Source organism: Algoriphagus kandeliae, from assembly GCF_004571135.1.
GTDB classification, from domain to species: domain Bacteria; phylum Bacteroidota; class Bacteroidia; order Cytophagales; family Cyclobacteriaceae; genus Algoriphagus; species Algoriphagus kandeliae.
Genome location: NZ_SPSB01000004.1, coordinates 625,455 through 651,112 on the forward strand (window position 1 = coordinate 625,455; position 25,658 = coordinate 651,112).

The following is a 25,658-nucleotide window of genomic DNA, read 5'->3' on the forward strand; positions in this document are numbered from 1 at the left end:
GGGGAGATTTTATATTAAGCTTCTGTAGCTTCTTCGCCTTCTGCGGAAGCTTCAGGAGCAGCATCTTCAGCGGCTTCTTCAGCAGGAGCTTCGGCTGCAGCAGCTGCTGCTTTTGCCTCTTCTTCTCTTGCTTTGATCGCATCAAGACGAGCCTGATTCTTAGCGGCTTCAGCTTCAAGAGCTTTTTGACGAGCTTCTTCTTTCGCTTTACCGATAGAGTCTACCTTGCTTTGGATCTTAGCTTCTTTCTCAGCTACCCAAGCTTCAAACTTCGCGTCCGCTTGTTCTTGCGTGATCGCACCTTTCACCACTCCGATTTGGAGGTGTTTTTTAAGCATTACCCCTCTGTAAGACAGCATAGCCTTAACCGTATCGGTAGGCTGGGCTCCGTTCAACAACCACTGTAGAGCGCGCTCATTGTTGATGTTGATCGATGCAGGGTTCGTGTTCGGATTGTAAGTTCCGATTTTCTCGATGAAGCGTCCATCCCGTGGAGCTCTCGCATCAGCGACAACCACGTCGTAAATGGCCATTTTCTTTCTGCCTCGACGTGCTAATCTGATTTTTACTGACATAGTTTATAATTGTTTGTTTAATGGATGGAACCCGTCCATCCTAAATTTGGAGTGCAAAGATAGGGTAAAACTCTGAATCCCCATAAGTTGACTCCAGAATATTTGCGGGTTTTTTGGCATTTCTAGTATCTTGCAGGTCCCTTTGGCCCCGTAGTTCAATGGATAGAATAGAAGTTTCCTAAACTTTAGATACAGGTTCGATTCCTGTCGGGGCTACTTATTTCTTTCCACTATGAAAAAGCTTGAGATTTTTTGAAACTCTCCAAAATCAAAAAACTGATCAAGAATGAAAAAAATTCTTTTGCTCTGCACCATTTCAATTTTACTTTCTAATTGTACTGAAAAGCAGAAAGAAGATATCTCTTCCAACCTAAAACCAATCGCTACTCTTTCGGAATACCTACTTGAAAGTGGCTACACCAAAGTGCAAATGGAAAAAGAAAAATCCGGTCACTTACATCTAAAAGGAAAGATTAATGGTGTAGATGCAAACTTTATTTTAGATACAGGGGCAGGTCTGACTATTATCGAAACCAAACGGAAAAATAAATTCAACATGGAATCAAGAGCAGCCCAAAGCACAGGAACCGGGGCCGGAGGAGCAAACCTAAGAATGGAAGATTCCGGAAATAACACAATAGAGTTAGGCAGTGTCAAAATTGAAAATCAAAAATTGACGCTGATGAATCTTAATCACGTAAATAATGCCTTTATAAGCCTGGGCATAAAAGAAACGGATGGTATCATCGGTGCTGATATTTTATCAGATAATGAAGCGATCATCGACTACAACAATCTGATTCTATATTTAAAAAAGGCTGAGAAAACAGCCAATTAAACACCACCAAAATCACAAAACATTACCTCGGGCAATTTGTCAATCAAATGATTTTCAAAGAATTCCCGGAAGGGACATGGAATACCGGCAGACCCGGAAACTGAGATTCCAACCAACTCTTCAAAAATTCAGACCCTCCTTCTTCACTTGCGGAATGCCCGATGACGATCAAACTCAACTTTTTCCCTTGCGAATTAGCAGCACGCACATACTCAGGAGTCTCCCATTCATTGGATTCCCCACATATCAGCACATCCGGATTATACTTCATGATTCCTTCAATCTGAGCTCTTCCTCCTGCTGCTCCAGGAATTAACAGGACTTTTTCACAAGGCTGATCCAAATCCCCTACATAGCGCATCGCGGGTACATCCAATTTACTTTTAATGTGCTGGATTAGGGATGCGAGATTAGTTTGAGGGATATTTAAAACCGGACTGTTTGCTTGATAATAGGCCATCCAGTCCAAATCTTTCACGACTCCTAGCCGAACTCCATCATCCGCCAACCTGTGGATGTAATCATGATTTCTCCATAAAGCAATCCCATTTTCTTCCATCAAATCATACTTTGCTTGGAATACTTTGTCCTTTTCCAACCAGTCAGTTTCATCCAAATGATTGAAAAAAGTGGGCTCATGGGGGATAATAAAGTTTGCCTTCAATGCTATCGCTCGCTGAATTACCTCCATGGTAGCAAACATGGTAGTCACCACACCAGTCACTATCTGATCTCGAGAACCTACTTTTAAAGTATCCACCGTTTGCGGAAAAGGAGCTCCAGAAACCTGTGCGATAAAGGCATCCATGATTCCCCCAACTGTAATTTCTCTTTGTTCGGGCTGAGCAAATGACCAAATAGGATTGATAGTCAAACCTGCTCCCAAGAGCAGACCTGATTGGGTTAGAAAGCTTCTTCTGGATTTTTTCATGGTCTGGATATTTTTAAGAATTTACCAAAATTTTTGAACAAAATGCTAATTGTTAACAAGCGGCATTTTAGCTTTAATTAGTCACTTAATTAACTTTTGGTAAATTACCTTTAGTAACTTACTCTTGGTAAACTTCAAAAGATTAATCCAATGGCTAGCCGCTATAAAACTCCTCTAAACCCATTTGCAACATCCGGATATTATGGTCCGCACTATTTCTGCAATAGAGAAAAAGAGAGTGATCAAATCCTTCGAATTCTAAAGAATGGATAATCCTGCTTAATAATGGTGAAAGGTGATTTGGTAGATGCATAATCCGGGTTAAACTTCTTCCTCTCACCGATTTTACATTCAGGACAACAAAAAACCACCCCAAAATCGGGGTGGTTGGTAAGTTTTGAGCGATTGTCAAACTACTCCACTTCCACATCAGAAATCCAAATAAAGCGGTTACCTGCTCCGTCCCGATGATCGGTTGCTAATTTAATCGGACCGAAATCCTGAAGATTTTCCCAAGTCCATGTTCTTCCCTCCGGAGCATTTTGTCTCCTGTATGTCCACTCAAGTATGTGGTGGTTTTCATCCAAATACAAATCATAGGCATCTCCTGGCGTGTAACCATCCCCCGAGCCATAAACCACCGTTAGTTTGGTAGAATTCTGCTGATGAAGAGGCGTAGGTACATTTTCAGTCACCTCATATTCATATCCTGTATCCCAAGCCAGTTGAAAGGGCATCATGCACCAATACTTATCATTGACAAAACCCTTATCTGCATCGGGAAGAGATTCCTTAGGTAAATCCTGACTGTAGGTAAAAGTGGTATCAGGACCCGTGTAGGTTACCATTCTATTTTTGATATCCCAAGACCAATTTCTTGAAAAAACATTTACCGAGTCCCGCTGAACATTCCATGTGTAGGATATGGACTTCAGCTCATCAAAATTCTCGAATCCGTAGGCTTTTGCAACCTGAAATGGAAGGGTATCGGGCATCTTTGGAGAACAGGCTAAAGTCGCCAGAATCGCCAAAACAAAGAGGTAGGACTTATTCATAATTTAAAGGGTTAGATGAGGGTAACTTATTCATTTTTAGGATTGTTTAGAACCCATTTCTCTAATTTTTTTCTTTCTAAAGCTTGATAGATTGGTTGGATCAAAAATAAAAAACGATCCAAATTCATCATCCAAGGAAACAAGCTAGAAGGGAAAATACGTTTTTTTCTTTGGATAATTCCCTTCAATATTTTTTCTGCCGCTTTTTGGGGCTTTTGAAGGGGAAATGCCTTGGGAATAGATTTTCCTGCTGCATCAAAAAACTTCGTATCCGTAGCAATTGGAAATACCAAAGTCAACCAATCCCCACCTGATTCTTTCCATATAGTACGGGCCCATTGAAGTAGGGCTGACTTGCTAGCTGCATAAATGCTGTAACCCGGCACTGTCCAATAGGAAATAGCCGAAGCCACAATCACATGTCTTCCAAAATTTTCTTTCAGCTGTTGACGTAATTCCATCCCCAATTGTATGGGGCTAAAAACATTAAGTTGGAAAAGTTGATCCATTTCCCTCCAGTTTTGCTGCTCGGCTTTTCCATATTCCGCCTTTCCTGCATTAGCAATGCTCACATCGACTCGAACCCAATGAGTCCGAACCCAATCCAAAATCTTTTCATTCCCCTCCTTTTGACTTAAATCTACCTTTAGAATCTGAATACCCGGGAATTCCATTTCCAATTCATCTAAACCTTCTTCTGAGAAATCCACCGCCAAAATATGGGCTTTTTGCCCATACAGTAGCCTTACCAGCTCCTTTCCAATTCCTGAGGCTGCACCTGTGACGATGATATTTTTTTGGCTAAAAGCTCCCTTCATGAATGATGGGTTTTGGAAAATGAATTTGAAAAGGGCGGATATGAACTGCTAAAAGTGGTTTGATTTGATCCACTTGAGGAAAAAATTTCGGGTTGACTTCTTGAATCTTCACCCTCGCCAACTTGGCCTTCCCTTTTCCGGAAGGCTTCGTGTAAAATCCTTTCCCCTCCCAATGTTGGTAGAGATCAATAGGAAGAAGTTTGGTACTTGCAGGAAATGGAAATCCAAAAGGTTTGATCTCACAGGAGAAAAGGGGCTCTTTTCGAGATTTTACCTGAATTTTGATTTTCTCATCCTCCTCTATCCAATCAAAGTCCATAGTTTCCTTCGGAATACCCCAATTAGCTCGACCATTTTGAGTGCTTTGCTCCGAATCCACAAAAATCCGAGTAATGGACTGCTTCCCCTGAGGTTTGAATTTTCCGGGGATTAACAATAATTCCCGATAAGGTCCGACTGGACTTTGGGTATAATTGACCAACATGAGATATCCTAAACCACCTGTAAACTTCCCTTTCAGATATTCGGGTAGTTGACCCTGCTCTTCCACCCAGATTTTGGGAAATTTATATACCAAAATCACCCCTTCACCTTTTAAATCCCAAGGTGCAGGGGCTTTTTGAAAAAGCTCTTTCGACAGGGGTTTTGTCATACCTCGTCAGTAATTAGGAATAAGGTGAAGGACTTACAGAAGTCCAACCTCCATCAATCACCAAGGTCTGACCTGTGATATGCCTTGCTGCATCGGATAGTAAAAAGGCTGCTGCTTCTGCAATGTCAGTTGTAGACGCTGGCCTACCCAAAGGAGTCAGCTGAGACCAGATTTTGGCATACTCCGGATCGGTTGTTGTTCGCTCCGTGAGTGTTGCTCCCGGAGCAATGGCATTGATCCGAATTCCATGTGGGGCAAGCTCAAGAACTAGATTCTTGGCAAGCATCTCGATCGCCGCCTTACTCATGGCATAGGCTGTGAGATTCTCATGGCTTTGATGAGCCGTAACAGATGAGGTCAACAGGATCGACCCTCCCTCTTCTTGTCTTTTCATAACTCGGGCAACTGCCTGTACCAAAAAGAAGGTCCCTGCTTGATTGACTCGCATCACTTCCATGAAATCATCCCGATTGTATTCCAAAAAATTTCCAAAAAGGGTAATTCCTGCATTGGCTACTACCTGATCTATTTTTCCAAAATGATGCAAAGCCAATTCAACCATTTCTTGAATTACCGAGTCAGAAGCTGCATCCCCCGAGCATCCGATTACGCTACCTTTTCCCATTCTGGAAAGATTGGCTATCGCATCTTCAACTAAACTCTTTTCGGAGTCATTTATCACGACCTGAGATCCATTTTCAAGCATCTTACGGGCAATCTCCAGACCAATTCCCTGACCTGCCCCGGTGATAATTACTGTCTTTGGATTTTTCATTTTTGTACTTGTTTTACCCTGCAAGGGATCAAAACTCTTGCAGGGTTTATTCTAAAATTAATGGGAGTCCCTTTTCACCTCCGATCCGGAACTTCCCTGAAGAAAATCAAAATCAACTCCTTCATGGGCTTGGTTTACCCGATCCAAGAATAGGTTGACATAGCCACGATCATAAGGCAATTCAGTTGGCTTAAACTCCGCCATTCTTCGTTCCAATTCGCTTTCAGGAATGAGTAAGTTCAGACTACGATTAGGAACATCCAATTCGATCAAATCTCCATTTTGCACCAAAGCCAAAGGCCCTCCAATGGCAGATTCCGGCGAAACATGGAGCACAACCGTCCCATACCCCGTTCCACTCATTCGACCATCCGAAATGCGAACCATATCTTTAATTCCTTTTTCCAAAAGCTTAGCCGGCAAACCCATATTTCCTACCTCAGGCATTCCCGGATAGCCTTTTGGACCCACATTTTTGAGTACCAAAACAGAGGCTTCATCCACCTCTAAATCCGGATTATCAATACGCGCTTTGTAATCATCAATATCTTCAAAAACCACAGCCTTTCCCGTGTGCTTTAACAAATGCGGACTGGCTGCAGATGGTTTGAGCACCGCCCCATTCGGGCATAGATTACCCTTAAGTACAGCAATTCCTGAATCCGGCTTAATGGGTTTCTCTAAAGTTCCGATCAAATCCCGATCATAACACTCCGCTTTTTCAATGTTTTGCCCGATGGTTTTTCCATTGATAGTCATGCAATCTGTATGGAGCTTGGATTGAATCTCCCGCATCACTGCCGGCAAACCGCCAGCATAAAATAAATCTTCCACCCAGTGCTCTCCCGAAGGTTGGACGTTGGCTATCAGTGGGATTTGGGATGAAAAATGATCAAAATCCGTCAAATCCAACTCTACTCCAATCCGTTTTGCAATGGCTGTCAAATGCAGAATAAAATTGGTAGACCCTCCCAAAGCAGCATTGACCATAATGGCATTTTCAAAGGCTTTTCGGGTCAAAATCTTGCTCATACGCATATCTTCTTTCACCAGCTCTACGATTCGCATACCGGCCATATGAGCCAAAACTTTCCTTCTGGAATCAGCAGCCGGAATCGTTGCATTATCAGGCATAGCTAAGCCTAAAGCCTCCACCATGGCCGCCATTGTAGAAGCTGTTCCCATCGGTGCACAATGACCTCTGGAACGGGACATGGCCGCTTCAGCTTCAATAAATTCTTCTTGGGAGAGCTTTCCTAATTTGTACTCTTCTGCAAATCGCCAAACATCGGATGTTCCGATTTTTTTACCCTTAAATCTTCCCACCAACATAGGACCTCCTGAAACAACCAAAGTGGGTAAATCAACTGAAGCAGCACCCATTACTAAGGAGGGAGTTGTCTTATCGCAGCCACACATCAAAATAACCCCATCCATGGGATTGGCACGGATGCTTTCCTCCACATCCATGGAAGCCAGATTTCGAAAAAGCATGGCTGTTGGCTTGATGGAGCACTCACCCAAAGACATGACCGGAAACTCCAATGGAAATCCACCGGCTTCCCAAATTCCATGTTTGATGGATTCAGCTAATTCCCGAAAATGGGCATTACAGGGAGTGAATTCAGACCAGGTATTACATATTCCGATGACTGGCTTTTCGCCTTCAAAAAGATGATGAGGAAGACCTTGATTTTTCATCCAGGAGCGATAAATAAAGCCGTCTTTTCCTGTACGGCCATACCACTCCTGACTACGGAGTTTTTTCTTGGACATGGTTTTTTTGGGTTTGAGAATTTTTTCTAGAAGTTAGGAAAAAAAGAAGATTTAATCGAGTAAAAAACCTATTCTCCTTGATTTCTCAGCTTATCAAGCCATACTATCCAAAACTTCTTCAAGCGCATTCACATCAATAGTGAAATCCGCTAGTATTGTATTCTTCTCAGTTCCTTCGTTTAAGGTGTAATAATAAGATAGCCCAAGTGCATTGGCTAAATTGAAATAGCAATTTGTCTTGTCATCATGATAATTCCGAAGCTCCAGCACCTGACTTCCCGAAGGCAAAAAAATCATATTGGTTAGAGCCGCTCCATGCAAAGAAACCAGCAATTGTGTTTCTCCCATGAGCTCCACTTGCTCTTGAACCGAGAGATTTTCGGCGTGAAAAATTTCAAATCCCCTTTTTCGAAGTATTAGCTCAACTTCTGTTTCATTAAGTACACGCCGCTTGGCTGCCATGCTGCGACTGATGTAGATTTTCCGCTGAGGATTTTGGGAAACTTTGGAAAGTCTTTCCCTAGTCTCTAAGGTGTATTTGGGATTGAAATGGGGAAATTCCGCTGTACGGGAAGTCAAAACCAGTCGATTAACCTTGAGGTTTTCAGAGGATGAATAGTAGACCGGAATAACACCGATCATTTCAAGGCTTTGGTGCACAAACGAAAGTTTTTGATAGGATTCATGCAAAATCACCCGATCTGTGATCCCTTTTTCCAAACCTTGCCAAATGCGTGGAAGACAATCCGTCATCCAGTGAAAATAATTAGCACTCCACTCATCCTTAATCCAAATACCCTCCTCAATCGTTCGCCATTTACGAAGTGCACAATTCAAAACTCGCTTCCCCAAAGGGAAAGGTCCCAATCCAAAAACATGGGTATGGGAATCAAAAAAGCGTAATTCCTTCCAGGAAAAAACCGTGTCTTGGAGGATAAAGGCATCTTCCAAAACCCATGAAGGCTTCATGCTAAATGAGGATTCGAGCCAATTTTGGAACAGGGGTTGATCTTCCTCTCTGATATTCTGAGGAAGCTTTCGATTTACTCGGATTTCCTGTTCCAATTCAGAGGGGCTCAGCGGCATAGGTATTGAATTTACAAACGCTCTATATCTGCCCCTAGTGCATTCAGACGCTGATCAATCATTTGATAGCCTCGGTCAATTTGCTCGATATTATCGATGATGGAGGTCCCATTTGCAGACAATGCCGCAATCAACAGTGCTACCCCTGCCCGAATATCCGGAGAGGTCATTCGGATACCACGCAAAGGATACTTTCTGTCCAAGCCAATCACGGTGGCACGGTGAGGATCACAAAGGATAATTTGTGCTCCCATATCGATCAACTTATCCACGAAGAATAAGCGTGACTCAAACATTTTCTGATGCACTAAAACCGTCCCTTTTGCTTGAGTAGCTGTCACTAATACAATTGACAATAAATCAGGAGTAAAGCCAGGCCAAATCTGATCTGCAATCGTCAAAATCGAACCATCGATAAAGGTTTCAATTTCATAGTGATCTTGCGCAGGAATAAAAATATCATCACCTCGAAACTCCATCTTAATCCCCATTCGCTTAAAGGTATCAGGAATGATCCCAAGCTTTGGAATTTGGCAGTTTTTGATAGTGATTTCTGATTGAGTCATGGCTGCCAAGCCAATGAATGAGCCGATCTCAATCATATCAGGAAGCATGGTATGAGTCGTCCCACCTAAGCGCTCCACTCCTTCTATGTGAAGCAAGTTAGACCCGACACCGGTGATTTTGGCACCCATACGGTTGAGCATGTCGCAAAGCTGCTGTAAATAAGGTTCGCAGGCCGCGTTATAGATGGTAGTCTTGCCTTCGGCCATTACGGCTGCCATCACGATGTTTGCCGTACCAGTGACAGAAGCCTCATCCAGTAGCATATAGGTACCCTTCAGATGCTTTCCGTCTATATGGAAAATCTCTCGCTCGGCATCGTAGTGAAATTTGGCTCCTAGTTTTTGGAAACCGGTAAAGTGGGTATCCATCCTACGTCGGCCGATCTTATCTCCACCCGGCTTGGATAGCTTTCCTGTACCAAAGCGGGTCAAAAGTGGACCCAAAATCATCACGGAACCTCGGAGTGCAGAAGCTTTTTTCAAGAAGTCTTCCGTTTCCAAATATTCAAGATTGATCTCATCTGCTTGAAATGAGTAGGATTCAGGACCCAGCTTGGTCACTTTCACCCCCATATCGCTCAGGAGCTCAATAAGTTTGTTGACGTCCCGGATATTGGGGATTTTATGGATAGTTACTTTTTCGTCTGTTAAAAGTACTGCGCAAAGAATTTGAAGCGCTTCATTTTTTGCTCCTTGGGGAATAATCTCACCCTTGAGCTGATTCCCACCACGGACCCGAAAAGATGCCATTTAGTTTCGCCGTTTTTTGTTATGTCCATTTCTGCGACGGCCTCCGCCTCGCTTGTTTTTACCACTGTGCTCTTCATGGGTTGGCACTTTGAAGTCCCTTCTGGTATTGGATTCGAAAAGGGCGTTTTCTTTTACTTTTTCCAAATCAATATGCAGCTTCCCACCGGAGAGCGTTTTGATATCGTCAATGATGATGCCATCATCGAAATTATCCCGATTCCAAGTGGAATGGAAGCTTCGCATCAGCTGTCCAATGTAAATGATCGCTGTTTCCTGCTCCTCATCATCTTCGATTTCGATCGCTTTCTCGATCAATTTTTCGATGTTTCGACCATAATGCTTGAAGCGAACCTCTCCTCTTGGATAGCCGATTGGCAAAGGCTTTTTCCCGAGTAACTCTTTTTCAGGCATTGGAAAAGGACTATCCACATCCAATTTGAAATCAGACATGATGTAGATATCATCCCAAATTTTCTGATCATTCTCCTGCTTCATAGCAGGATTCAACTGCTTGATGATATCAATAATGGTGTAAGCGCTGGCAGTGCGTTTTTCCCGGTCTTCAATGCTGCAGACATAGTCCACCAAGCCTTGAATGTTTTTTCCGTATTCTTTCAAAATAGTCTTGTTTTCTGATTTTAGCTGCTCTATCGCCCTCTTGGGCTGCCGGTCAAAAGGTAACAAAAAATCACCAAAGGCAGAAGGGCATTCTCTTAGTCTATAATTCTGAGCTTTGCAAAGCTAAGTAATAAAGTCTTCTCCCCAAAATGCTCAAATTGGATGGTGGCCTTACGATTAAGTCCATCCACTTCGATCTTCAAAACCTTCCCATATCCGAATTTTGGATGTTCAACTAGTTGACTTTCCTGCAGGTTATTGGTATTGCTAGGCTTGAAATCAGGACTCGGCGTATGCACCTTCATCTGAGTAGGCATACGGGTCTCGGGTTTTTTCTTGATACCGATGAATCCCGTACTTCCCGGTAAGCCTTCTCTTCGGAATGCTCCCGGCATTTCCCGAGTAGCCATTTTCTTATTTACCTTTATACAGGCCGGATCGATTTCTTCCAAAAAGCGGCTCGGTTCACAATTGAGCAAGCGACCAAATCGATAGCGACTGAGCGCATAGGTTAAATACAACTTATCCATTGCGCGGGTAGTAGCCACATAGAATAAGCGACGCTCCTCTTCCAAATCTTCCCGACTCTGCATCATCATTTGTGAAGGAAATAAATCCTCCTCCATTCCCACTACAAAGACCTGCTTGAACTCCAAGCCTTTGGCGGAGTGAATGGTCATCAAGGTGATGGCATCGGTGGTGTCCTTATCCCGATCATTGTCGGTAAGCAGGGCGATTTCCTGCAAGAAGGCTCCCAAACTCTTGTCTTCATTTTCAGGATTGTCCACATACTCCTTCATGGCATTGAGAAGTTCCTGCACGTTTTCATAGCGGTTTAGTCCTTCAATTGTCTTATCCTCATATAGTTCCCGAAGCAAACCGCTTTGTTTGGCTATGGAACTTGCCGCTTCGTAAGCATCCTTTCGCTGAACTTCGATCTGAAAAGCTTTGATCATGGTTGCAAAATCATCCACAGCCGAGCCGGCACGGCCTCCCAAAAATGGAAATGGATTTTGAACAACTTCCCAAAGTGGCACATCATGGTCGTAAGCAGCCACCAAGATTTTTTCTACAGATGTATTCCCAATTCCCCGCTTAGGATAATTGATGATTCGCTTGAAAGCCTCCTCATCCATAGGATTGACTGTGAAGCGCAGGTAAGCCATCAAATCCTTGATTTCCTTGCGCTGATAGAAAGAAAGCCCACCCACAATCTTGTAGGTTAGGTTCATTTTACGAAGCGCTTCTTCTATCGCTCGGGACTGGGAGTTGGTTCGATATAGAACTGCAAAATCAGAGTTTTGAAGTTTCTTATTATTCTTTTCCTCGAAAATGGTGGTAGCTACTATTCGGCCCTCCTCATTATCTGAAGCTGCTTTGATTAATTCGATCAGATCTCCATTGGGGTTCGAGGTCCAAACGGTCTTTTTGAGCTGTGCTTTATTTTTGTCAATAATGGAATTGGCAGCCTCCACAATGGTCTTAGTGGAACGGTAATTCTGCTCCAATTTCACAACAAAAAGATCCGGATAGTCTTTTTCAAAATTCAAGATATTCTGGATATCCGCTCCGCGGAAAGCATATATACTCTGGGCATCATCCCCTACTACACAGATGTTTTGATGAACAGCTGCCAGTTTTTTGGTGATAAGGTATTGGGAAAGGTTAGTGTCCTGAAACTCATCCACCATCACATATTTGAAGCGCTGCTGATATTTGTTGAGCACATCGATATGATCTCTGAAAAGCACATTCGTATTAAATAAGAGATCATCAAAATCCATAGCACCAGCCTTGAAAAGTCGCTCTTGGTAGCGTTGATAAATCTCCCCCATTCTAGGTTTCATGGCTGCCTCATCATCTGCCTTGACAAAGGGATCTGCCTGATAGGCTTGCCAGGAGATGAGGCGGTTTTTTGCACCTGAAATCCTGGAAAGAACCACTCCCGGTTTATACACTTTGTCATCCAATCGCATTTCCTTAACTATGGTCCGAATAAGGGATTTGGAATCATCCGTATCGTAAATCGTGAAATTGGATGGATAGCCAATCTTATCGGACTCAACACGTAGGATTTTTGCAAAAATGGAGTGGAAAGTTCCCATCCAGGTATTCCGAGCTTCTAGACCTACCAATCGTTCGATCCGCTGCTTCATTTCATTGGCAGCCTTGTTGGTAAAAGTCAGGGAAAGAATTTGAAATGGGTCAATCCCCCGAGCATAGATCAGGTGGGCAATCCGGTAAGTTAAAACCCGGGTTTTGCCTGAGCCGGCACCGGCAATAATCATCACCGGCCCTTCAGTATGTTCGACTGCTTCCCGCTGCGGGGGGTTGAGTTCCTCTAGGTAATCCATTATTTTGAGTAGCTAGTAGCTAGAGTTTAATAACAAATGGTAATATGTATTAAGTACCAAGTACAAAGTATCAAGTATCAAGTATCAAGTAGCCAGAAACAAGAAATCAGAGACAAGAAGCTAGATTCTGATATTTTACTTAAGATTGAACTTTGGACAATTTTTCAATTTTAAAATTTTCCAATTCATCCTAATTCATATCTTCCACCGCTTATGGCTCCAAAGATACATGTCCGGCTGCTCACGGATATTTTCTTCCAGCATTTCACAAAAACGATCCGTAATGGAATGTGGTTCCGCCGCATCATAAGGAGGACTTGCCAAAGGCACATACTCATAGCGATAGTATCCCCGCTTGACTTTGGTCATTTTCCCATAATGCACATGGAGGTTCATTTTTTTTGAGAGAAATTCAGCTCCTTCGAAAAAGACCGCCGGGCGATTCATGAAATCCCGCTGATAGCGATTCTCCGACGATGGCGGACGCTGATCTGAGCCAAGCAAGACAATGCGTGGATCCCTACCCAAGGTAAGCATGCCTCGTCGAAACTCCTTTTTCTCTGTTACATATCCGCCAAACCGTGTCCGGATTTTTTTGATCAACTCATTGAAAAAGGGATTATTCACTTTTAGATAAACTGTTTCGACCGGAACCTCCGTGTATAAATTGGTTCCGACTACTCCCCATTCCCAGTTGAAAATATGCCCTGCCATCATGATGGAACTGACCCCTTGATGGACCGGAGCATCCAAATCAGGCTGATTGACTATGACAAACCTGCGGCGGAATTCCTCCTCCGAAATTGTCAGTAATTTTATGGTTTCAGCAAATGTGTCAGTAAAATTCCTGTAAAATCGGTTTCGGACCTTTTTTCGCTCTTTATCTGTAAGTTCCGGAAAGGCATATCGAAGATTTTCATCGATGACCTTTTTTCGATACCGAATCACAAAACGGGCCACCAGATACAGGATGTCCGTGAATAGGTACAGGACCGAAAGAGGAAGTCGGGATAGCAATCGAAAGAAAAGCATGGCTTATCGAGGGATGTCAGAAAATTTGGCCTTTTCGAAGCAACAAAATAAAGGAAAAGAGGGGATAAGTTCCCGATTCCTAGTTATAAATTAAGCAGATTATTACTTTTGAGACTTATGTCGGAAAGTCAGCGCAGAAAATATACGCAGGAAGAGAAAAACCGCATTTTTGACGGGGAGTTTATGCCACACATAGACTCCATGTACAATTTTGCCTACCGGCTCACCTTTGATGAGGACGATGCCAAAGACCTGGTGCAGGATACGTATCTCAAGGCCTACCGATTTATCAATTCCTTTGAGCAGGGAACCAACGCCAAAGCCTGGCTGTTTCGCATCCTGAAAAACAGCTTTATCAACGAATATCGGAAGAAAAGCAAGCAGCCTGCGAAGGTCGATTATCAGGAAGTTGAAACTTATTACAACTCTGATGATGTTGACTTTCAAGGAACTACTGATTTACGGGCTGATTCGGTCAAGGATATGCTCGGGGATGAGATCTCCAATGCTTTGAATGCCTTGGCGGTAGATTTCCGAACAGTGATCATTTTGGCAGACCTGGAGGGCTTTACTTACGAAGAGATGGCCAAAATTTTGGATATCCCGATCGGAACGGTTCGATCGAGATTGCATCGGGCGCGGAACCTGTTAAAAGAAAAATTGCGAGGATATGCCCAATCCATGGGCTACAAGACAGACGAGGAGGAATAAAACGAATACCAAATGGAAAACAACGGACAAGGATCTTCCGAGGAGCGAAAGCTTCAGTGCAGTGATGTCAGCAAATGCTTTCAGCTGCTGGAAAGTATTCTAGATGGAGAAATGGGTGAGGAAGGCAAGGAAATCCTCAAAGAAAAGCTGGACAAATGCCAGCCCTGCTTTGAGCATTTTCATCTTGAACAAGCCATCCGGGAAGTACTGAAAACCAAATGTACCAAACAACCTGTACCCCATCAATTAGCCGACTCTATCCGGCAAATGATCCAAGAAAGCAAATAAGATGACGCAAGGCAAAGCCATCATTTTCTCCGCGCCTTCCGGATCGGGAAAGACCTCCCTGGTCAAATACCTGATCGAACGAATCCCAAATCTGGGGTTTTCTATTTCAGCCTGTACACGGGACCGAAGAGGAAGACATGAGGTGCACGGTAAGGATTATTACTTTTTGTCCCAAGAGGAATTTAAGCGAAAAATCGACGAGGATGCTTTCATTGAATGGGAAGAGGTCTATGAAGGAAACTTTTATGGCACGCTGAAAGAAGAAATACAGCGCATCTGGGATTCAGGTAAAGCGGTCATTTTTGATGTAGATGTCAAGGGTGGATTGGCGCTGAAAAAATATTTCGGAGATCATGCACTGGCGATTTTTGTGAAGGTTCCTTCTTTGGAAGTCCTCAAATCCCGGCTCAATGACCGGGGAACCGAATCTGATGAATCCCTATCCAGAAGATTGTACAAGGCAGAATTTGAGATGAAATTTGAGCCGCAGTTTGATGTGACTATAATCAATGATGATTTTACCAAGTCCTCAGCAGAAGCAGAAAAACTTGTTCGGGAATTTTTAGCCTCCTAAACGGTGAATATCGGACTCTTCTTCGGCAGCTTCAATCCTATTCACATCGGTCATATGATTATTGCCGAGACGATTTATGATCGGACAGATTTGGATGAAGTATGGTTTGTGGTCAGTCCTCAGAATCCTCTGAAGAAAAGAAAATCCCTCATCCATGAGTTTGATCGACTGCGCATGGTGGAGCTGGCAATCGAAGATAATTTCCACTTTCGGGCCAGTGATGTGGAATTTCACATGCCCCGCCCGAGCTATACCATCGATACGCTGACTTATCTCAGTGAGCAGTATCCACAGCATCAGTTCCGTATTTTTTTGGGGTCGGATAATCTCAGTCAATTTAAAAAGTGGAAAAATTACGAGCAGATTCTAGCGCACTATCAGGTCTATGTCTATCCGCGACCTGGGGAAAAAAGGGAGTTTGATCATCCTGCCGTACAGTGGGTAGATGCCCCTTTGTTGGATATTTCGGCAACTTTTATCCGTGAATCCGTACAAAAAGGCTATTCCGTCAAATACCTGCTCCCCCAAAAAGTAGAGGAGTATATCCAGGATAAGAAGCTGTATTTGTAGGCTTTTATTCATACAAGCCAACCATTTAGAAAAAAAATACCGTTGCTGGAAAAATCGATCAAATCTCCCACTATGTTTTTCTTTCATGAAAACTAGTGTATTAGATTAGTTCCAACTTCGGAGTCGAAGTCGTTTTTGGCCAAGAACTTTTTAGTAAAATTTAATTCTTTAAAAAATGAAAAAAGTAATCTTTGGAATGGCCTTTTTGGGCTCAATGATGTTAACCGGAATTTCAGTTAATGCTCAGGAGGAGGAAGAGGAAGGCACTCAATCATGTTATCAACGAATGGTGATTTGCAACGGTGGTTACACAGTATACCATTCTGATAACCAATTTACAAGTGAACGCTGTCGAGTCTTTGAGATTGGTTGCAACAATTGCGAATAAATATCCATTAATTAAAAGCTACCCTCCTGTAGAGGGTGGCTATTTCTCATGTCTTTATGAAAATTAACCCTATATTTTATTTCTTAATTTTCTTCTTTGGTTTTGCTTGTAACCCACCTTTTCCTGATGATTATCCCCAAATTTCCTTAAATGATGTCTCCTTAATAGGTAAAGAAAACCTAACAATCAAAAAAATTATCCCTTTAGAAACCACAAGTGAAAATCTCATGGGAATTGATATTCGGGTTAGATTTAACGAGAAGACTTTTTATTTGATGGATGAGGGTAATAAGGATGGGATTCATCAATTCAATCGAAATGGCGACTACCTGGGAATCATCGCCCCTGTGGGTGATGGCCCCGATCATCTTCCTAAAATGGATGATTTTTTTATCAATTCTGACGGTGATGTAGAGGTGCTTTCAGGTATAGGTGATCAAGCTAGCATCTATCGGATTTCTCAATCAGGGGAAATAACAACGGTATTTAAAACCAGCTATTTGGCAAGCTCATTTACCAAATTACCCTCGGGAGAATATCTTCTTTACGGAAGTTACAACCTACCCTTTACGAAATTCCGACTGGTCAAAACAGATCCAAGTGGAACGATAATTTCTTCCTATTTAGAAAATACCCATCAAAATAAGCTTTTGCCGATGACCGAGCGAAATTTTTTTCAAAACCAAAATAACCTGCATCTAATCGAATCCTTTCAGCCTTATGTTTATCGGTTTGAAAATGATTCGATAAAGCGCATTGCTCAGATGGATTTTGGAAGCTATGCCATCCCCGACTTCTTTTGGGAGGAAGATATTATGGAGAGCTTTGGAAAAATGAGTGAGACAGGCTTTGCCAATCTACATGGGGTATTTGTAGATGAGCAATTGATGCTACTCAGCGTCCATGTACAAAAGCCTGAAGGCATTTTTAAGGAATTGGTATTTATTGATAAATCAACTGATAAAACACAAAAATTATCTACCAATCTGAATGATGATATGCTTTATCATTATCCCATTGGAATTGAAAATGGAGAGGTGCTTTTTTTGACCTATCGATCTGTGATTTTGGACGCTCTTCCCAAAAGTTCGTTGGATAAAATCCAAAAAGATCTGCCTGAACGAGAATTTGACTATCCTGTTATCCTAAAGACTAAAATTCAATTCGATGAATAGGTTATTTATCTACTTTGCTTTGATTTTTCTGGCATATGCTTGCCAAAGTAAACCAGAGCAAATGATTTTTCCTGAAAACGTGGAAATCATTCATCAGGGTAATCCCCCTTGTCCAACTTGCGAATCGAAGATTGTCGCTTATCTAAGTCTTTCAGAAAGATCGCTATATCCCTTTACAGACAACATAGTGAATTGGAAAGAGTTTGCAGATTCTTATCCGGATTTATCTGTCATTATTTTTTTGGGAGGCAAGGCGAAAGATGAAAACAACAGCAAAGAAAAAGTGATTTCCTTTTTCAGAAAACGAGATTTCCCGTATCCTGTTTATTTGGATCCCGAAGATACTTTTTTCAAAATGAATCATCTAGAAAATGTGCCTTTTGACAATAAATCAAATCTATTTTTTCTCGTTCAGGGAAACCAGATATTAGATTTTTATGAATTTGGAATTCCCAACCTTCGCGAATCCCAACTCGAACAGCATTTCAGGATGAAGCCTTCAGAGATTAGTCCTTAGACTTTATTTCTGACCATTCGAAAAAAAAGTATGCCTTTCAAGAAACAATAAAACTATCCATAAACTAGGAAGTTCTTTTATGAAAACTAGTATATTAGATTAGTTCCAACTTCGGAGTCGAAGTCGTTTTTGGCCGAAAACTTTTAAAAAAAGCCGCCGTTCGTGTCTCACGCACGGCAAAAAAAATGAAAAAATTATTATTTGGATTAGCCTTCTTGGCTGCTTTATGCATATCATACAGTGGCTCCATAGCAAATGCTCAAGTTTTAGAAGGAGAGGAGGAATGTGAAGACTCAATAGAAATCGATGGTGAAACCATAACGGTTACCGTTTGTGGTCGAAAGACGAACCTTTGGGGACTGATTGATGGTATTGATTGTAATGCTGAGGCTACTACTTCTTGTTCTTTCACGAATTGACAACAAGACTGATTGCGGGTTAGATCGACCCGCATTTCTATTTTAAAAAAGTATGATAAAACGATTTTATTACATTCTAGCAATCTTTTCTCTGAATTTAATCTATTCATGCAATCAAAACTCTTCGGAGGAGGGGGATATCCATCCGATAAAAATTCAGCCAGTAGCCTCTGTTGAAAATCTATCCATAAAATCTGCTCGGATAGTAAGGTTTACGGAAAATACTTTTGCACCTGTTGGAAGTGTGTATAAGATCCTAGCTATTCAAAATCGGGTTATTTTGGTTGATAGAATTATAGGAAATGCAGTGATTATTTTTGATGACACAGGAAAGTATTTAAATCACATCCATAGAATCGGTGAAGGGCCTGGAGAATATAAGAACTTGGAAAATATATACTATGATGAAAAGGAGAATGTACTAATCCTGATTCCAATGGATTATCGGAAAAAATATTTCTTCGATCTTGACGGTAATTTTATCAAAGAGGAGAAGTATAATGAAAATATTAGGTATATAGACCTATTACCATCAGGTAGTTCGGAGATTCTGATTAATAATGGTTCCCTGAATGCAGAGGATGGATTCAAAGTTTATGAAAATCAAGAATTGGTTTTATCAGCCATACCTTTTGTTGATTATTTAGACATGACCCCATTATATGGTAGGAATGTTATTTCTAAAATTGATAGAGATAATTATAATTTTACTGTTGGGAATAGAGACACCATTTTTCGATATAATTCTAATAGCCACGAAATTTCAGTTGACTATATTTTTGATTTAGAAGCTCCGATTTCAAAAATCGATTATGGCAACCATCCCCATCCGTTAGAATATTTTGTTGAAAGCCAAATGTATATTGGTGTTTTTGATATTTTCCAAAATGAAAAATTCCTTTCATTCACAACATTTAAATATCCTGGAATTAAGGGCAGACTTCTATCAAAATCAACTAATAGAATTTATGATACTGAGGAGCTAATCCACAATAAAATCGGTAACATCGGCTTTGATGGAATTCTTGGTTTAAGTGAGAATGGAGAGTTTATTGCAGTGCTCAAGCCCAACCAGAATGGGGGTTGGGATTTTTCGAAGAACAAAAACCTAGAGGCTGCCTTCGATGAAATGGGGGCTTTAGGTCCTGAGGAGTTTTTACTGCTTTTCTTTAAGATTGATGAAATAGGCTAGCTTATATTTATAAATTATGCGATTATTAGAAATGATATCAGGTTCAATATTTTCTCCTCTTATATAAATGAGCATTTAAAAATGATGCCTACTGCAAGCGAGGAGTAGATATTTTTTGCCGACCTTCTCTATTCAGATATCTCGGCGACCTTTATCCGGAAGGCGATACAGCAAAAGCGATCTGTGCGCTATCTTCTGCCTGATGCGGTGGTGGATTATATTCGAAAAAAAAAGCTCTACATCTAGCTGATTCTTAGCCGTCTGCAAAAAAAAAGACCTTTCTTGTAAAAGCCCAATCTTTTTTAAAGGCTTAGGTTTGATTTATAAAACTAGACCATTAGATTAGTTTCAGCTTCGAAGTCGGAGCCGTTTTTGATCAAGAACTTTTTAGTAAACTTTAATTCTTTAAAAAATGAAAAAAGTAATCTTTGGAATAGCCTTTTTGGGTTTAATGATGCTAACCGGGATTTCGGTAAATGCACAAGAGGAAGAGGAACCTTGTCCACCAGGATTCGAGACTACGCAGTGGGGAGGGGTGTGCTGTGAATCGATAGCAACGTGTCGGCATCCTTATGCCGGATTGGTAGCAGAGTCAACTTGGATCCAATGTGTTGAAACATGTACATGGTAATGATAAATTAAGCAGGAGCAATACTCTCCTGCTTATTTAATCTGTATAATTTATATGACAAGGAATTTAGTATTCAATCTATTTTTGACTCTCTTATTTTTGAATTGTACTTCAAGAGAGATTTCTGACAATATTCTATATTTCTCAGAAAAAGATCTTCCAACAGTTAAAAAACTTGAGGGAGAAAAGTATGAAATTCAAGAAATCGTAAATCCTCGCAGCGTGTTTTTAAAGGAGGACTTTATCATTGTTATAGAGCGGAAAAATGTCAGGGACAGTAAATTTCATTTGATAGACTTAAAAACCGGCGAATACCTTCGGTCAAAGGGAGTGGACGGTATGGGACCAGGCGAGGTCACTGTGATCACTCAAATTGAAGATACTGGAGAACCAGGAAAAGTTTGGGCATACGATCCAGAAATACGAAAATTTTCTAAATATAATATTAACGATTCCTCTAGATTAGCTGAGGAGGAATTTAAATCTCCCGAAACTTCTTTTTTCTTGACTACTATAGCTTGGACAAAGAATGAAACACTTTTTGGAAGCACTGTAGATGGTTGGTCTAAATACTTACATTTGACAAAAAAAGGAGACACCTTAGCCTTGTTAGGCAATTGGGCTGACATGATTAAGAATAAAGACTTGCCTAATGGATACTTGGCCGAAGAACTGGATGCAAATTTAATTAGTAATTTATTCCAAGGAATCATCAAAAGCAATTCATCTAAATCACACTTGGTTGAAGTAGGCACTTTTGTAGATTATATTGATATTATTGATATAGAAGAAAAGAATATCCTTACCATCTATGGTCCATCTAAAGATATCCAAGACTTTACTATTGGCTATTCTATGAGCTACCAAATGCCAGATTTTGGAACGAATTCTACGCTTCGATATTTGGATGTATATCCGGGTAAAAAATCATTTTTCGCTTTGTTTTCAGGAAAATCTTTTCGTGAACTTAGTAACCCAGATAATCTAAATCGAATTTTTGAATTTGACTACAAAGGCAATATCCTAAACCACTATCAATTAGATTTTCCCATCTTAGGAATCGCAGTGGACGAAGAAAACAAAGTAATCTACGGAGTCACAGTTGACCGGGAACCCAATCTTGTTCGGTTTGATTACTAAGACGTTCACCTGTTTTAGGATTAGGGGAAAGGAATTTTGCTTCCCTTCCTCTTTTTTGCTTATTTGCCTTTGACCTAACAGCCGCACTTTTTTTAAACCTAAGCTTCAACTCCATGAGCAAACACCTCTACGAATCCGGCTTGATCGGCAACTGTGCCTATATCGCCCATATCGAAAAAGACAGTAATATCTCTTGGCTCTGCATGCCTAGATTCGATTCAGACTTTATTTTTGGCGGGATGCTAGACCGAGAGAAGGGAGGCAAATTCACGATTCTTCCCGATTCCGGAGAGTTCACTTCCAGCCAATCCTATGTAGAAAACACGAATATTCTGGAAACGGTCATTTCCAATGGTTCCTACAGCTATAAGGTCACGGATTTTGCCCCGCGGTTCAAAAACTACGATCGCTACTACAAGCCTTTGATGCTAATCCGTAAAGTAGAGCCTCTTTCCGGAAGTCCAAAGATCAAAATCACTTGTCAGCCGGTCACCAATAAGGGTCAGTTAGCACTTACCCCAAGTCAAGGTAGTAATCACATTCGCTACATGGGGATAGAGCAGGAATTGCGCCTGACTACCAATGCACCCTTGGCATATATCTGCGAGGGAAAGCCTTTTGTACTGCAGCGACCGGTGTATTTGGTACTAACTTATGGTAGGCCTTTGGAAGCTCCTATCGAGACAACCTCGGAACGCTTTTTACAATCGACGACGGACTATTGGCGATCATGGGTCAAGTCTACCAGCATTCCTAACTTTTCTCAACGACTTGTTTTGCGCTCGGCCCTTATTCTGAAAATCCACCAATTTGAAGATACAGGAGCCATCATCGCAGCCTCCACCACTTCCCTTCCTGAGTCTCCGGGCAGTACCCGAAATTGGGACTACCGCTACTGCTGGATCAGGGATACCTACTACACGCTGACCTGTTTCAATAGTCTGGGTCACTTTGAAGAGTTGGAGAAGTATTTCGACTTTATCCAAAACCTACCCACCGGGCCGGATGGACGCTATCAGCCACTTTATTCCATCACGGGAGATTGGCTTTTGACGGAGGAGATATCCGATTTAGACGGATACTTGGGAAATAAGCCTGTTCGATTTGGCAATCAGGCCTACACCCATATTCAAAATGACTTGTATGGTCAGGTCTTGGTTTCACTTTTGCCTTTGTACTCTGATCAGCGTTTCACGGAGTCCGAGCGGAGTCATTCTGAGCCTTTGATCATGAATTTGCTGGATAAAATTGAGGCTACGATGAACGAAAAAGATGCGGGTTTGTGGGAGTTTCGAAATCTCGCGCAGGAGCATTGCTATACTTTCCTTTTTCATTGGGCGGGTGCCAATGCGGCCGCAAAAATCGGGATTCGGCTGAAGAATGAGGCCATGTACCAAAAGGCCATCTTGCTACGGGATGAAGCAGCTAAAAAAATCGAAGCCTGTTATCTCCCTGAGCGTAAAGCTTATTCCCAGGCTATCGGTTCCCAACATATGGATGCCTCCACGCTACAATTGATTACCATGGGTTATTTTGGGGATGATTTGGAGCGGGCAAACAATCATTTGAAGGCTTTGGAAGAAGATCTGCTTGCGAAGGACTTTTTGTTTTATCGATACAAACACATGGACGATTTCGGAGTGCCGGAGACTACCTTCTTGATTTGTGCTTTCTGGTATATCGAGGCTTTGGCTTGCGTGAACCGATTGGACGAGGCAATTGAAGGCTTTGAAACCTTGGTCAAATACTGCAATCACCTGAATCTATTCTCTGAGGACGTTGATCAGGCCACAGGCAGTCAATGGGGTAATTTTCCACAGGCCTACTCCCATGTAGGATTGATGAATGCTGCCTTCCGTATCGGTAAAAAACTGGACATCCCGAATTTCCTGTAGAGGCATAAGGCTCCAAGCCACGGTAAAGGTATTTCTCCCGCAAAGCAAAGAAGTGGCAAAGAATATCTCGCCACAGGCATATCTCACTGAGCGCAGCGATGTGTATCTTTGGAGGCGAAGCCGACAACCTATTGAATCAACTTCCCCAACAAATTCCTCACCTGTCTAAAGGACTTGATGTTGTAATTGGCTTGGGTATAGGCGTAGCCGACACGGATGGTATAAGCGTTTTTTGGCATGGCCTTGAAGGTATCCTCATCTGTCCAATCATCTCCTATCGCCAAAATAAAGTCAAATTCCTGCCCCTTCATTAAAGCTGTGGCTGCTCGGCCTTTGTTGATATCGGGACGCTTGATTTCAAGAACCATGTTTCCTTCCAATACCTGAAGATTATGACCTCTAGCCATGTATTTCAAATGACTGAAAAGTTCACGCATACGAAGATCTCCTAAGCCGCTTTCTACTTTTCGATAATGCCAAACGAGGGAATGATGTTTTTCCTCGATAAAAGCACCCGGAGTTCGCAAGACGTAGTATTCCATCACATTTCGGATATCTTCTTTCCAGCTATCATCCACATCGGCATAGAGTTCCCATTCTGCCCGATTGGACTTACGCTTCACCCAAACGCCATGCTCGGCAATCATATCGATCTGGAAACCTTTGAACCATGTTCCCAAGGTATCCTTATCCCGTCCAGAGATCAAAACCACCTCCGCTTTTTGGCTCAACCCTTTGATGATGGCTTTCAATTCAGCATCCGGTTTGGCATCCTGAGGATTTGCAACAAAGCCTGTGAGTGTGCCATCGTAATCCAAAAATAGAATTGGTCGCTCTGCTTTTTTGAAGGCCTTATCAATCTCATTGATGACTTTGGTATCCACGTCTTTGGAGGTGAGTTCGGCTTGCTTTTCCTTCACATGCTCGATGCGGTCCATAAATACCTTTACCCATTGGAAGATATCGTACTTTTTGACGGTGGACTGCAAGGATGTAATCCGGTCTTTCTGTTCGGCAGGTTTCATGGTCAAGGCCTGATAAATCGCATCCACAACCCCTTGTTGATCATTGGGATTTACGAGGATGGCATCCTGTAATTCCTTGGAAGCACCGGCCATTTCCGAAAGGATCAATACCCCATTCTGATTGGTCCGACTCGCCACATATTCCTTACATACCAGATTCATCCCATCCCGAAGTGGAGTCACCAAGGCAATGTCAGCCAAATTGTAGAAAGCACTAAGTTCCTCGAAAGGAAAACTTCGATAGAAATAGTGCACAGGCACCCAATTAAGGGTGGAATAATCCGAATTAATTCTTCCGACAAGCAGGTCAATTTCTTCCTTAAGCTCTTTGTAGGATTGTACCTTATCCCGACTAGGTACCACTATCATGATCATGGAAACCTTACCATGTAGTTCTTTGTGCTCGGCCAGCAACTGGTTAAAAGCATGAAGGCGCTGCGGTATTCCTTTGGAATAATCGAGGCGGTCGATGGTGAGAATCAGTTTCTGATCCAGAATCTGATTTCTGAATTCCCTTACGATATTCTGGGTCTTCTTACTTTTCGCCTGTTTGGCAAATTTGTCATAGTCAATTCCCATCGGAAAAGAATCCACATTGATTATGCGATTCTCAGCCTGTATATAGCCACTTTCACTGGATAGGCCTGTAATTCGTCCTACAGCACTGAGGAAGTGGCGCATATCATCGTAAGTATGGAAACCGATCAAATCCGCACCACAAACTCCCTCTAGCAATTGCTTTCTCCAAGGGATCATTCGGATTATTTCATAAGAAGGAAATGGGATATGCTGGAAAAAGGCAATGGTAGCATCTGGCAACACTTCCCGAAGCATCTGGGGAAGTAAAAGCAATTGATAATCATGAACCCAAATGGTATCATCAGGATCAGCTTTTTTCAAGATGGCATCACAAAACTTTTGATTTACCCGCACATAAGCTTCCCAATGCTCCGGATTATAGACCATGTATTGGGTGAAGTAGTGGAAGGCAGGCCAAAGTGTCTCATTGCTAAAGCCTTCATAAAACTGCTCCACATCTTCCTTGGAGAGGAAAACCGGGGCCATTTTGAGGTCGTGGAGTTCCAGGATGATTTCCGCTCGCTGCTCAGGATCTTCGACGGTATTTCCAGGCCAACCGATCCAAATATTTTCTCCGGATTTATAGATGGAACCCAGTCCGGTAGCCAATCCTCCGGCTGATGGTTTGAACTCAAAGCGTCCGTTGCGATGACGAAGAGAAATAGGAAGTCGGTTGGATACAATAATGGTTTTTGCCATGATAGGTTTTAGATTAAAAACATGAAAAG

At 42.0% G+C, this 25,658-nt stretch carries 25 protein-coding genes and 1 tRNA gene; 13 read left to right on the forward strand and 13 right to left on the reverse strand.

Annotated elements, in window-relative coordinates; all coding sequences use genetic code 11:
* Nucleotides 1-14 precede the first annotated feature (14 nt).
* On the reverse strand, nt 15-575 hold the full coding sequence (locus E4S40_RS15145) for a 30S ribosomal protein S16 (RefSeq protein WP_135076008.1): 561 nt from the start codon (nt 573-575) through the stop codon (nt 15-17).
* A 144-nt stretch (nt 576-719) separates the two neighbouring features.
* Between E4S40_RS15145 and E4S40_RS15150 the strand changes: the two genes are divergently transcribed.
* Both E4S40_RS15150 and E4S40_RS15155 read left to right on the forward strand, forming a co-directional pair.
* A tRNA-Arg gene (locus E4S40_RS15150) sits at nt 720-791 on the forward strand.
* Between the two features lie 70 nt (nt 792-861).
* The gene (locus tag E4S40_RS15155) at nt 862-1,413 is read left to right on the forward strand and encodes a retropepsin-like aspartic protease (RefSeq protein WP_135076011.1); all 552 of its coding nucleotides are present in this window, start codon (nt 862-864) and stop codon (nt 1,411-1,413) included.
* A gap of 43 nt (nt 1,414-1,456) precedes the next feature.
* On the opposite strand, the gene E4S40_RS15160 is transcribed toward E4S40_RS15155, so the two are convergent.
* From E4S40_RS15160 to E4S40_RS15210, 11 genes are all read right to left on the reverse strand, one after another.
* The gene (locus tag E4S40_RS15160) at nt 1,457-2,344 is read right to left on the reverse strand and encodes a Nif3-like dinuclear metal center hexameric protein (RefSeq protein ID WP_237563207.1); all 888 of its coding nucleotides are present in this window, start codon (nt 2,342-2,344) and stop codon (nt 1,457-1,459) included.
* A 413-nt stretch (nt 2,345-2,757) separates the two neighbouring features.
* Entirely contained in the window at nt 2,758-3,399 is a 642-nt protein-coding gene (locus E4S40_RS15165) for a hypothetical protein (protein WP_135076014.1), read from the reverse strand.
* 26 nt (nt 3,400-3,425) lie between these two features.
* On the reverse strand, nt 3,426-4,217 hold the full coding sequence (locus tag E4S40_RS15170) for an SDR family NAD(P)-dependent oxidoreductase (RefSeq protein ID WP_135076017.1): 792 nt from the start codon (nt 4,215-4,217) through the stop codon (nt 3,426-3,428).
* Complete coding sequence (locus tag E4S40_RS15175; protein ID WP_135076020.1) at nt 4,201-4,869, reverse strand: acetoacetate decarboxylase family protein; 669 nt, start codon at nt 4,867-4,869, stop codon at nt 4,201-4,203. Before E4S40_RS15175 ends, E4S40_RS15170 begins: the two co-directional genes overlap by 17 nt.
* 13 nt (nt 4,870-4,882) lie before the next feature.
* Entirely contained in the window at nt 4,883-5,644 is a 762-nt protein-coding gene (locus E4S40_RS15180; RefSeq protein ID WP_135076023.1) for an SDR family NAD(P)-dependent oxidoreductase, read from the reverse strand.
* Nucleotides 5,645-5,701: 57 nt separating this feature from the next.
* A complete protein-coding gene (locus E4S40_RS15185; protein ID WP_135076026.1) occupies nt 5,702-7,420 on the reverse strand; it encodes an IlvD/Edd family dehydratase in 1,719 nt (572 codons plus the stop codon).
* Nucleotides 7,421-7,513: 93 nt separating this feature from the next.
* Nucleotides 7,514-8,506, reverse strand: coding sequence for a glycosyltransferase family 61 protein (locus tag E4S40_RS15190; protein WP_135076029.1), 993 nt, complete (start codon nt 8,504-8,506; stop codon nt 7,514-7,516).
* Between the two features lie 11 nt (nt 8,507-8,517).
* Nucleotides 8,518-9,822 carry a UDP-N-acetylglucosamine 1-carboxyvinyltransferase gene (gene murA, locus E4S40_RS15195; RefSeq protein ID WP_135076032.1) on the reverse strand — a complete coding sequence of 435 codons (1,305 nt, stop codon included), beginning with the start codon at nt 9,820-9,822 and terminating at the stop codon, nt 8,518-8,520.
* Entirely contained in the window at nt 9,823-10,440 is a 618-nt protein-coding gene (locus tag E4S40_RS15200) for a DUF4290 domain-containing protein (RefSeq protein WP_237563208.1), read from the reverse strand. It lies immediately after the preceding gene.
* A 95-nt stretch (nt 10,441-10,535) separates the two neighbouring features.
* Nucleotides 10,536-12,794 carry an ATP-dependent helicase gene (locus tag E4S40_RS15205; RefSeq protein WP_135076035.1) on the reverse strand — a complete coding sequence of 753 codons (2,259 nt, stop codon included), beginning with the start codon at nt 12,792-12,794 and terminating at the stop codon, nt 10,536-10,538.
* 195 nt (nt 12,795-12,989) lie between these two features.
* The gene (locus tag E4S40_RS15210) at nt 12,990-13,826 is read right to left on the reverse strand and encodes a lysophospholipid acyltransferase family protein (protein ID WP_135076038.1); all 837 of its coding nucleotides are present in this window, start codon (nt 13,824-13,826) and stop codon (nt 12,990-12,992) included.
* A gap of 117 nt (nt 13,827-13,943) precedes the next feature.
* On the opposite strand from E4S40_RS15210, the gene E4S40_RS15215 reads away from it, so the two are divergent.
* The 11 genes from E4S40_RS15215 (at nt 13,944) to E4S40_RS15270 (ending at nt 23,326) form a co-directional block, all read left to right on the forward strand.
* Nucleotides 13,944-14,537 (forward strand): sigma-70 family RNA polymerase sigma factor, encoded by a 594-nt coding sequence (locus tag E4S40_RS15215; RefSeq protein WP_135076041.1) that lies wholly within the window; start codon nt 13,944-13,946, stop codon nt 14,535-14,537.
* A gap of 12 nt (nt 14,538-14,549) precedes the next feature.
* Nucleotides 14,550-14,825 (forward strand): mycothiol system anti-sigma-R factor, encoded by a 276-nt coding sequence (locus E4S40_RS15220; protein ID WP_135076044.1) that lies wholly within the window; start codon nt 14,550-14,552, stop codon nt 14,823-14,825.
* A 1-nt stretch (nt 14,826) separates the two neighbouring features.
* On the forward strand, nt 14,827-15,399 hold the full coding sequence (gene gmk, locus E4S40_RS15225) for a guanylate kinase (RefSeq protein ID WP_135076047.1): 573 nt from the start codon (nt 14,827-14,829) through the stop codon (nt 15,397-15,399).
* Nucleotides 15,400-15,402: 3 nt separating this feature from the next.
* A complete protein-coding gene (gene nadD / locus E4S40_RS15230) occupies nt 15,403-15,969 on the forward strand; it encodes a nicotinate (nicotinamide) nucleotide adenylyltransferase (protein ID WP_135076050.1) in 567 nt (188 codons plus the stop codon).
* A 175-nt stretch (nt 15,970-16,144) separates the two neighbouring features.
* Nucleotides 16,145-16,357 carry a hypothetical protein gene (locus tag E4S40_RS15235; RefSeq protein WP_135076053.1) on the forward strand — a complete coding sequence of 71 codons (213 nt, stop codon included), beginning with the start codon at nt 16,145-16,147 and terminating at the stop codon, nt 16,355-16,357.
* A gap of 56 nt (nt 16,358-16,413) precedes the next feature.
* A complete protein-coding gene (locus E4S40_RS15240; protein ID WP_135076056.1) occupies nt 16,414-17,532 on the forward strand; it encodes a 6-bladed beta-propeller in 1,119 nt (372 codons plus the stop codon).
* Complete coding sequence (locus E4S40_RS15245) at nt 17,525-18,049, forward strand: hypothetical protein (protein ID WP_135076059.1); 525 nt, start codon at nt 17,525-17,527, stop codon at nt 18,047-18,049. Before E4S40_RS15240 ends, E4S40_RS15245 begins: the two co-directional genes overlap by 8 nt.
* 185 nt (nt 18,050-18,234) lie before the next feature.
* The gene (locus tag E4S40_RS15250; RefSeq protein WP_135076062.1) at nt 18,235-18,468 is read left to right on the forward strand and encodes a hypothetical protein; all 234 of its coding nucleotides are present in this window, start codon (nt 18,235-18,237) and stop codon (nt 18,466-18,468) included.
* Between the two features lie 52 nt (nt 18,469-18,520).
* Nucleotides 18,521-19,660 (forward strand): 6-bladed beta-propeller, encoded by a 1,140-nt coding sequence (locus E4S40_RS15255; RefSeq protein ID WP_135076065.1) that lies wholly within the window; start codon nt 18,521-18,523, stop codon nt 19,658-19,660.
* A gap of 685 nt (nt 19,661-20,345) precedes the next feature.
* Nucleotides 20,346-21,431 carry a BF3164 family lipoprotein gene (locus E4S40_RS15265; RefSeq protein ID WP_135076068.1) on the forward strand — a complete coding sequence of 362 codons (1,086 nt, stop codon included), beginning with the start codon at nt 20,346-20,348 and terminating at the stop codon, nt 21,429-21,431.
* Between the two features lie 113 nt (nt 21,432-21,544).
* Nucleotides 21,545-23,326: a glycoside hydrolase family 15 protein gene (locus tag E4S40_RS15270; RefSeq protein WP_135076071.1), complete on the forward strand. Its 1,782-nt coding sequence runs from the start codon at nt 21,545-21,547 to the stop codon at nt 23,324-23,326.
* 128 nt (nt 23,327-23,454) lie between these two features.
* Here the strand turns inward: E4S40_RS15270 and E4S40_RS15275 are convergent, their stop codons facing one another.
* Nucleotides 23,455-25,629, reverse strand: a complete 2,175-nt coding sequence (locus tag E4S40_RS15275) for a bifunctional alpha,alpha-trehalose-phosphate synthase (UDP-forming)/trehalose-phosphatase (protein ID WP_135076074.1) — start codon at nt 25,627-25,629, stop codon at nt 23,455-23,457.
* Between the last annotated feature and the right edge of the window lie 29 nt (nt 25,630-25,658).